Annotated in this window: 1 protein-coding gene; it reads right to left on the bottom strand. The window is 61.1% G+C overall.

Going from position 1 to position 2372, the window contains the following annotated elements:
- The coding region (locus tag B3187_RS02395; RefSeq protein WP_286804457.1) for a phosphoenolpyruvate carboxylase at positions 1 to 2041 on the bottom strand (2041 nt) is incomplete at its 3' end.
- Positions 2042 to 2372 lie beyond the last annotated feature (331 nt).

Below are 2372 nucleotides of genomic sequence, written 5' to 3'. Positions count from 1 at the left end.
CCGGCGTCAGGCTGCGGAAATAGGGCACGAACTTCGGGTGGCCGCGCACCACATTGCGGTAGGCCTCCAGGCTGCTTTGAGCCATGCGCTCGATCAGGTCCCGCCACTCCTGGGACGGCCCCTTGTGCGGCATCAGGGTTGCCCGAAGAGTGGCCGACACATAGGTGGAGAAACTGCTGAACGCCACGCGGGACTGGCCGAACTTGTAGCGGATCATTTCGCCCTGTTCGGTCACCCGGATCTGCCCTTTCACCGAGCCCGGTGGCTGGGAGGCCATGGCCTTCTCCACCGGGCCGCCACCGCGACCGACGGTGCCGCCGCGGCCGTGGAACAGAACCAGCTTGACGTTCTGTTGTTCGGCAATGTTTACCAGCTTTTCCTGCGCCTTGTACTGAGCCCAGGTCGCGGCGAACTTGCCAGCGTCCTTGGCGGAGTCGGAGTAGCCGATCATCACGGTCTGGCGGGCGCCGGTGTATTCCTGGTACCAGGGAATCTGCCACAGCCGACCCATCACCTCCGGCGCCCGATCCAGGTCGTCCAGGGTTTCAAACAGAGGCACGATGGGCATATTCCAGGTCATGCCGCATTCGCGCAGCAGCAACGCCACCACCATCACGTCCGACGGTTGCTGGGCCATGGAAATCACGTAGTGGGACAGGGTCTCCCGGGGTTCCTGAGCGATCACCTTGCAGGTGGCCAGCACCTCTTCGGTTTCCTCGCTCATGGGCCAGTGCGCCGGCAACAGTGGGCGCTTGTTGTTGAGCTGCTCGAGCAGAAATTCCTGCCGCTGCTCTTCGCTCCACTCCAGATAGCTGCCCAGCTCCAGATACTGGGTCAGCTCGTCCATCGCCTTCACGTGGCGCTCGCCATCCTGCCGGATATCCAGCGGCACCAGGTTAATACCGAAGCTCTGCACCCGGCGGATGTTGTCCAGTACCGGGCCGTTGGCGATGTGCGGGAAGCCCACTTCGCGCAGCGACTCGAAGCACATAAGCAGGGGCTCGAGCAGGTCTTTGCGCTCGGTGATCACCGCATCGTTCCACTCGGGAGAGCGGCCCTCAAGACGCGCTTCGGTCCATTCCAGAGTAGCCTGCAGGCGCTTGCGCAGCTCGCCGAGCAAATCCCGGTAGGGGGTGGCGCTGCCGGGGAAGCGGGCGCTCAACTCGGCACCGGCCTCATGCATGCTCAAATCGTTGCTCAGGCTCTGAATGTCTTTGAGGTACAGGTCCGCCGCCATCCAGCGGCCGAGCAACAGCACTTCGCGGGTCACGCTGTGGGTCACATTAGGGTTGCCGTCCCGGTCGCCGCCCATCCAGGAGTAAAAGCTGAACGGTTGCAGGTCGACCGGCAGGCAGTGGTCGAGATGACGGCAGCAGAGCCGGTCCAGGTGACGAATGAAGTCCGGCACCGCCTGCCACAGGCTGTTCTCGATAACCGCAAAGCCCCACTTGGCCTCATCCACCGCCGTGGGCCGCTCGGAGCGGATTTCATCGGTGCTCCAGATCTCTTCCACCAGCCGGTGCAGCCGGCCGCGGTGTTTGTCCTGTTCGTAGGTCAGCAGGTTGCCGCGCTGGCGGTCGCTCAGGGTGTGAACAATCTGGTCGTATTTGCGGATCAGGGTGCGCCGGGTCACTTCCGTGGGGTGCGCGGTGAGCACCAACTGGATATTCAGGTCGCCGATGACCTCGCTCAGACGCTCCTGCCCGTAGGTGTCTTTCAGCTCGAGCAGCAGACTCTTCAGGCCGTCGTCGGGCTCCGCTTCGGCACTGGCGGAATACTCCTGATCGGCGATGTTGGCCAGATTCAGAAACTGATTGAAGGCGCGCACAATCGGCAGAATATCCCGGTCGTTCAGCTCGCCCAGCCGCTCCACCAGAGGCGTAGAATCCTCTTCTTCGGATTGTTGGATGGCTTTGCCCAGTTGGCGGATGTCTTCGATTTTCTGGAACAGGTCGTCGCCTTCGTGGTCGCGAACTGTATCTCCCAGTAATTCGCCCAACAGCCGAACATTTTCCCGTAAAGTCTCGGGCAGGGTTTCCATAAAGCTACCTCCAAATGGTCAGTTAGCGGGCCATTCTAACGTAATCTTGCGAAGTTGAGCAGCGCCACACAAGATATCCACAGGCCAGGCGCTATCCACAGAATCTGTGCAAAAGGGTGTGAATGAATGCTGGGTAACTGGCGCAGACCACGACCACTGCGGGGTTCAGCGATGGCGTTCAGTTTCTGCACAAGGCTCATAACCCTTGCTATTTTGCCCCAAGACATGAAAAATGCGCCATCCAGGCGGGCAGCTCACAGGCGCTCTGCTTTGGGCCCGGATACCGAATCCATTTGCCAGGGCGCCAATTCTGGCCAATGCTTGTTACAGT

This window comes from Marinimicrobium sp. UBA4209 (assembly GCF_002381585.1).
Taxonomy (GTDB): domain Bacteria; phylum Pseudomonadota; class Gammaproteobacteria; order Pseudomonadales; family Cellvibrionaceae; genus Marinimicrobium; species Marinimicrobium koreense.
Note: the sequence above shows the minus strand (reverse complement) of the source record. Positions and strands in the feature narration are given on the sequence as shown.